At 68.9% G+C, this 7,051-nt stretch carries 6 protein-coding genes; 3 read left to right on the top strand and 3 right to left on the bottom strand.

All coding sequences use genetic code 11. The features are described 5' to 3' along the window. Both M6444_RS20260 and M6444_RS20255 read right to left on the bottom strand, forming a co-directional pair. Window positions 1-364: YcnI family protein (locus M6444_RS20260; protein WP_298331560.1), on the bottom strand; the 364-nt coding region annotated here is incomplete at its 3' end. A 97-nt stretch (window positions 365-461) separates the two neighbouring features. Next, window positions 462-1,043 (bottom strand): hypothetical protein, encoded by a 582-nt coding sequence (locus M6444_RS20255; protein WP_298331558.1) that lies wholly within the window; start codon window positions 1,041-1,043, stop codon window positions 462-464. 254 nt (window positions 1,044-1,297) lie between these two features. Here M6444_RS20255 and M6444_RS20250 point away from each other — a divergent pair, with 254 nt between their 5' ends. The 3 genes from M6444_RS20250 (at window position 1,298) to M6444_RS20240 (ending at window position 4,815) form a co-directional block, all read left to right on the top strand. After that, the gene (locus M6444_RS20250) at window positions 1,298-2,188 is read left to right on the top strand and encodes a hypothetical protein (RefSeq protein ID WP_298331556.1); all 891 of its coding nucleotides are present in this window, start codon (window positions 1,298-1,300) and stop codon (window positions 2,186-2,188) included. Window positions 2,189-2,309: 121 nt separating this feature from the next. Next, window positions 2,310-4,307 (top strand): threonine--tRNA ligase, encoded by a 1,998-nt coding sequence (gene thrS, locus M6444_RS20245; RefSeq protein WP_298331553.1) that lies wholly within the window; start codon window positions 2,310-2,312, stop codon window positions 4,305-4,307. Between the two features lie 43 nt (window positions 4,308-4,350). Beyond that, window positions 4,351-4,815 carry an HIT domain-containing protein gene (locus tag M6444_RS20240; RefSeq protein WP_363326442.1) on the top strand — a complete coding sequence of 155 codons (465 nt, stop codon included), beginning with the start codon at window positions 4,351-4,353 and terminating at the stop codon, window positions 4,813-4,815. Here M6444_RS20240 and M6444_RS20235 read toward each other — a convergent pair whose 3' ends face one another. Further along, window positions 4,816-6,966: an elongation factor G-like protein EF-G2 gene (locus M6444_RS20235; protein ID WP_298331549.1), complete on the bottom strand. Its 2,151-nt coding sequence runs from the start codon at window positions 6,964-6,966 to the stop codon at window positions 4,816-4,818. Window positions 6,967-7,051 lie beyond the last annotated feature (85 nt).

Below are 7,051 nucleotides of genomic sequence, written 5' to 3'. Positions count from 1 at the left end.
GGTCGGGCAGGGGAGTGGACGCGGTGTAGACGACCTGGCCGACGCGTTCGGTGAGCTGTGTGCCGTGGCTGTCGGTGACCGGGCTGTCCAGCTCCACCATGACGGCCTCGGCGGTCCAGTTCGGGTTGACCGTCGGGGTGACGCTGAGAATCTGCTCGGGGATCTGGATGGCGACCTGCGTGGTGGGCGAGCCGTCGCAGCCGTGCGGGATGGAGAAGGTCAGCACCGCGTACGAGCCGGCGCTGCCTTCGCTGGGGCTGACCGTGACGTGGGCGCCGGCCAGCGCTGCGGAGGCACAGACGAGCGCAGCGGCACCGCAGGTGGCGCCGGCCAGGCGGGTGATGGTGGGCAGGGGAGATTTCATGAGGGGGCTCCTTGCAGCCAGCCGCTGAGTCGGGCCGGCACGTTCGGCGGGATGGGCGCGCGAAAGCCCGTCGCCGTCGGCGATCAACGGCGCGGGCTCATACCGCAGGCGGTCCCCGTCGAGTTGCTCCACCAGCAGGAATGCGCCCGTCTGCGGGGGCCCGGTCGGCGGTGGGGACCACGGCGAGCTGGGCATCGGCCGGAACCAGCCGCGTGCTAGGCACGCGGGGCAGACCGGCCCAGCTCCACAGCGCCCAGATCAGTTGCTCGCCATGGGCCAGCAGCGCAGTGGCCACTGCGGTCGCCACGACGTGCCCGCCGAGCATCATCGGGCTCGGCATCAGTGCAGGGGCGTCGCCGTGCATGCCGTGGTCCATGTGGCTGGACGGAAGCGTCATCATCACGTGCAGTGCGACCTGCGACAGCATGACGACCGTGCCGATTCCGGCGAAGCTGCGCCGGCGCTGGGCAGCAGCTACACACACGACACTCAGCGCAAGCCAGCCGACCACGGTCTGCCCGGTCAGGTGTACCGGCCCTCCGGCGGCGGCATGGCCGGCTGCGGACAACGCCAGACAGACGTGTGCGACGAAGAAGCCGCGAACGATGCGTGCGCTACCGTGACCGGGCCCGCTGCGCCCTGCGGGGGCAGCGTTGGACGAGCCCGGCTGGACGCTCACGTTCTGGCACCCTTTCGTGGCGGACGGCTGTCACATTCACGACACGGCGACGAACTTTGCTCGCTGGCTTGACAAAGTAGACGATCGGGGTCGGGTTCCGCCAGAGGTTGACCACAAGTCGGGCGGCCAGTATCAAGCCTCGGTCAGCCGGAATTGTTGGCTGAATTCGTCACTCGATCCACGAGTGCGGTGCGATCCACGTCCGCCGCTGCTCTGCGGCCGGGACAGCCTGCGCCGGGCTAGCCTTGGCCGGGATGAACGTCGTCGCCGAGGAGGAGTCCATGCCGCGCGTGGCGCTGGTCACTTGTGCCGATCTGGCCGATCTCGATGACGACGACCGCCTGCTCATCGAGCCGCTGCGCGAGCGCGGCATCGAAGCCGTACCGGCGGTGTGGGACGACCCGGGCGCGGACTGGGCCGGCTTCGATCTGGTGGTCCTGCGCTCGCCGTGGGACTACGCCCGTCGGCGAGATCAGTTCCTGGCCTGGGCCCACTCGGTCCCGCAACTGCTCAACCCGGCGAAGCTGGTGGAGTGGAACACCGACAAGACGTATCTGCGGGCGCTGGCGTCAGCAGGCGTGCCGGTCGTGCCCACTCAGTGGTTCGAGCCGGGCGACCGGGTGGACCTCCCCGACGACGGCGAGTACGTCATCAAGCCGGCGGTCAGCGCCGGCTCGCTGGACACCGGACGGTATCGCTTCGACGACGCCGAGCACCGACGGCTCGGGCACGCTCACGTCGAACGACTGCTGCGCCGCGGTTCCACGATCATGCTCCAGCCGTACCTGAGCGGCGTCGACACCGCTGGTGAGACAGCCATGCTGTTCCTCGGCGGGGAGTTCAGCCATGCGATCGGCAAGGCCGCCATCCTGGACGGTCCCGACCGCGGAACCGAGGGGTTGTTCCGCCCGGAACGCATCGAGCCGCGAACGCCGAGCGCTGCTGAGCACGACGTTGCGGCGCAAACGCTGCGCGCCGTGCCAGAGGACCACGAGAACCTGCTCTATGCCCGCGTCGACCTGATCCCGGCCGCGGACGGGACGCCGATCGTCCTCGAGGTCGAACTGACCGAGCCGAGCCTGTTCCTCCAGCACGGGCCGGGCGCGCCGCACCGGCTGGCCGCGGCCATCGCCGCGCGAATCTGACCGCCTGGCGCGACCGGTCCGGGTCGTGCCGGGGGCCGAACTGCGGTGCGAACGGATCGGCCGCGCGGGTAGCATCAGCCGGGTCCGCACCACCATCCATTCATCACTCGAGGAGTCCGTCGTGTCCGAACAGATCCGCATCGTCGTCGCCGGGAACGAGCGACAGGTGGCTGCGGGCACGACGGCCGGTGACCTGTTCGCCGAGGCGGACGAGGTCATCGCCGCCCGTATCGGCGACGACCTGGTCGATCTGGACAAACCCCTGTCCGACGGCGACGAGGTGCAGCCGGTCCGGATCGACTCCGACGACGGCCGAGCCATCTTGCGGCACTCGACCGCCCACGTCATGGCCCAAGCCGTTCAGGAGCTGTACCCCGAGGCGAAGCTGGGCATCGGGCCGCCGGTCGAGAACGGGTTCTACTACGACTTCGACGTCGCCGAACCTTTCGACCCCGACGATCTCAAGCGCATCGAGAAGAAGATGCAGCAGATCATCAAGGAACGACAGTCCTTCGTACGGCGGACGGTCTCTGACGACGACGCGCGAGCCGAGTTGGCCGACGAGCCGTACAAGCTGGAGCTGATCGGTCTCAAGGGCGGCGCCGCCGACGCCGCTGAGGGCGCCTCGGCCGAGGTCGGCGCCGGTGAGCTCACCATCTACGACAACGTCCGGCGCGGGGGAGAGCTGGCCTGGAAAGACCTGTGCCGGGGACCACACCTGCCCACCACTCGCCACATCCCGGCCTTCAAGCTGATGCGGGTGGCCGCAGCGTACTGGCGGGGCAGCGAGCAGAATCCGCAGCTGCAACGGATCTACGGCACCGCGTGGGAGAGCAAGGAGGCGCTGAAGGCGTACCTGGACTTCCTGGCCGAGGCCGAGAAGCGCGATCACCGCAAGCTCGGCGCCGAGCTCGACCTGTTCAGCTTCCCCGAAGAGATCGGGTCCGGCTTGGCCGTGTGGCACCCGAAGGGCGGCACCATCCGGCGGGTGATGGAGGACTACTCCCGCCGCCGGCACGAGGCGGCGGGCTACTCGTTCGTCAACACCCCGCACATCACCAAGGGCACGCTGTTCGAGAAGTCCGGTCACCTGCAGTTCTACAAGGACGACCTGTACCCGCCGGTGCACGTCGACGCCGAGTTCGACGCCGAGGGCAACGTGCGCAAGCCCGGCCAGGACTACTACCTGAAGCCGATGAACTGCCCGATGCACACCATGATCTTCAACTCGCGTGGGCGTTCCTACCGTGAGCTTCCGCTGCGGCTGTTCGAGTTCGGCATGGTGTATCGCTACGAGCGCTCCGGCGTGGTGCACGGGTTGGCCAGGTCGCGCGGCTTCACCCAGGACGATGCGCACATCTACTGCACCCCCGACCAGTTGCAGGACGAGCTGGCGAGCCTGCTCGACTTCGTGCTCGGGTTGCTGCGCGACTTCGGCATGTCGGAGTTCCGGGCCGAGTTGTCGACTCGCCCGGAGAAGTTCGTCGGCGAGATCGCCGACTGGAACCAGGCCGAGGCTGCGCTCGAGGCAGCGCTGAAGAAGGCCGGCGTCCAGTACGTCGTCAACGAAGGCGACGGCGCGTTCTACGCGCCGAAGATCGACGTTCACGTCACCGACGCGATCGGGCGTAGTTGGCAATTGTCCACGCTCCAGGTCGATCTGCAGACGCCGACCCGGCTGGACGCGCAGTACACCGCCGCCGACGGCAGCCGCCAGCGGCCGTACATGATCCATCGCGCCCTGTTCGGCTCGATCGAGCGCTTCTTCGGCATTCTGCTCGAGCACTACGCCGGTGCGTTCCCCCCGTGGCTCGCGCCGGTGCAGGTCGTCGGTATCCCGATCGCCGACGAGCACGTGCCGCACCTGAACCAGGTGGCGGCGAAGCTGCGTGAGCATGGAATCCGGGTCGAGGTCGACGCGTCTGACGACCGGATGCAGAAGAAGATCAGGACCGCCCAGAAGCAGAAGGTGCCGTACATGCTGATCGCCGGCGACGACGACGTCGCGAAGGACGCGGTGTCGTTCCGGTATCGCGACGGCAGCCAGAACAACGGTGTGGCGGTGGGCGACGCCGTGGCCGAGATCGTCGACGCCGTCCAGCGCCGCATCCAGGTGTGACGCCGTGTCCGACCGGCTGCAGCGGCTGTGGACGCCGTACCGGATGGCCTACATCACCGGCGAGCCCGGTAACGGCCGCGATGGCAGCACGTGCCCGTTCTGCCAGATCCCGGACATGCCTGCCGACGAGAGCCTCGTCCTGGCGCGCGGTGACACGGTGTACGCGGTGCTGAACCTGCATCCGTACAACCCCGGCCATCTGATGGTCGTCACCTACCGCCACACCGGAGACTTCGAGACGCTCACCGACGACGAAGCCACCGAGCTCATGGCGATGACGCAGGACGCCGTGCGAGCCGTGCGGGCGGCGTCCAGGCCGCACGGCTTCAACGTCGGGCTCAACCTCGGCGGTGTGGCCGGCGGGTCGCTGTCGCAGCATCTTCACCAGCACGTGGTGCCACGCTGGAGCGGCGATGCGAACTTCATGACCGTGCTCGCCGACACCAAGGTGATGCCGCAGTTGCTCGCCGAGACCCGCGACGTGCTGGTCGAGCACTGGCCGAGCTGATCAGCTCGCCGCGGCCACGATCTTGTCGGCCAGGTTGCGTGGCATCGGCTCGTAGCGGGCGAACGAGCGTGTGAACGTGCCGGCGCCATGGCTCATCGCCCGCAGGTCGATGGCGTAGCGCACGATCTCGGTCTGGGGTACCTCGGCGCGGATCACCGTGCGCCCGCCGCCCACGGACTCGGTGCCGACCACGCGGCCGCGGCGCCCGGCCAGGTCACCCATGATCGTTCCCACGTAGTCGTCGGGCACCATCACCGCCATCTCGTCGACGGGCTCGAGCAGGTTCACCCCGGCCTTGGCGGCGGCGTCTTTGAGGGCGAGGGCGCCGGCGGTCTGGAACGCCATGTCCGACGAGTCCACGCTGTGCGCCTTGCCGTCGTACAGCGTCACCTTGATGTCGACCATCGAGTACGCCCCCGGCGTCGTGCCGCGCTCCATCTGCGCTCGTACGCCCTTCTCGACCGACGGGATGAACTGTCGCGGTACGGCTCCGCCGACCACCTTGTCCACGAACTCGAAGCCTGCTCCTTCAGGTAGCGGCTCGACCTCGATCTCGCACACGGCGTACTGCCCGTGCCCTCCGGTCTGCTTGACATGGCGGCCGCGGCCGGTGGCCCTGCCGGCCAGCGTCTCGCGCAGTGGAGTCCGCAGGTCGACCTGGTCGACGTGGACGCCGTACCGCGAACTGAGGCGGTCGAGCACGACGTCACCGTGAGCCTCTCCCATCGTCCACAGGACGAGCTGATGGGTTTCGGGGTTGTTCTCCACGCGCAGGGTGGGATCTTCGGCCACGATCCGGCTCAGGCCCTGGGAGAGCTTGTCTTCGTCGGCCTTGGCTCTGGGCACGATCGCCATCGGCAACAGTGGTTCGGGCATGGACCACGGCCGCATCAGCAGCGGTTCGGACGGATCGGACAGGGTGTCGCCGGTCTCGGCCCGCGACAGTTTCGCGATGGCGACGATGTCACCGGCGCGAGCAGAGCTCACCACGCGCTGTGCCTTGCCCAGCGGGCACGACAGGGCCCCGATGCGTTCGTCCTCGTCATGCTCCTGGTGACCGCGGTCGGCGAGGAAGTGCCCGGACACGTGCACGGTGGCGTCCGGGCGCAGCGTGCTGGAGAACACGCGCACCAGGCTGACCCGGCCCACGTACGGGTCGGAGGTGGTCTTGACGACCTCGGCCAGCAGCGGGCCGGCGGGGTCACAGCTCAGGCCGCGACGCTCGTGGCCGTCGAGGGTGGTGACCTCGGGGATCGGGTGCTCGGCCGGCGACGGGAAGGCGCCGGCCATGACCTCCAGCAGTTCGTGCGTACCCGGACCGGTGCCGGAGCAGATCGGGATCACCGGGTGGAACGAGCCGCGCGCGACGGCCCGCTCGAGGTCGTCGATGAGGACCTTGGGGTCGATGTCGTCGCCGGCCAGGTAGCGGTCCATGAGGGTTTCGTCCTCGGACTCCTCGATGACCCCCTCGATCAGCTCACCGCGCGCTTCCTGCAACCGGGCGGCCTCGTCGGGTGCTGGATCGCGCTCGACCCGCGAGCCGGTGGCGTAGTCGAACACGCGCCCGCTGAGCATCCCCGCCAGCGCGGTTGGCCCACCCTCAGGGGCTTGGGCCATGGGCAGATACAGCGGCAACACCTTGTCGCCCAGGAGCGAGCGGATGGCGGCGAGCGTGCCGGCGTAGTCCGCACGCGGGTGGTCGAGTTTGGTGAGCACGACCGCGCGCGGCATACCCACCGCCTCGCACTCGGCCCACAGCATCTGGGTGGCGCCGTCGAGGGGTTCGGCCGCCGACACGGCGAACAGCGCACAATCCGCGGCCCGCAGACCCGCACGCAGATCGCCGACGAAGTCGGCGTATCCCGGACTGTCGATCAGGTTGATCTTGACTTGGTCGTGCACGATCGGCGCCAACGCCAGGTTGATCGAACGCTGTTGGCGCTGCTCGGCCTCGTCGTGGTCGCTGATGGTGGAACCGTCGGTGACGCTGCCGGCTCGGTGGATGGTCCCGGAGGCCACCAGGAGCGCCTCGACGAGCGTGGTCTTACCGGACCCGGTGGGGCCGACGAGCGCGACGTTGCGGATGTCGAGCTCGTCGGCTGCTGGTGCTCCGGACTGTGCCGGGCCCCCTGTCGGATTGCGTGTAGCCATGGCGCCAGCCTCCAGTTTCCGGCAACGCCGGCGGTGGCCCGTGCGCACCGTTGCGCCGCCCTGGTCCGTCCCGTGATGGCCACTC

Source organism: Haloactinopolyspora sp. (genome assembly GCF_027324685.1).
In the GTDB taxonomy this organism is placed as follows: domain Bacteria; phylum Actinomycetota; class Actinomycetes; order Jiangellales; family Jiangellaceae; genus Haloactinopolyspora.
This window is presented reverse-complemented; position numbering and strand designations above follow the sequence as displayed.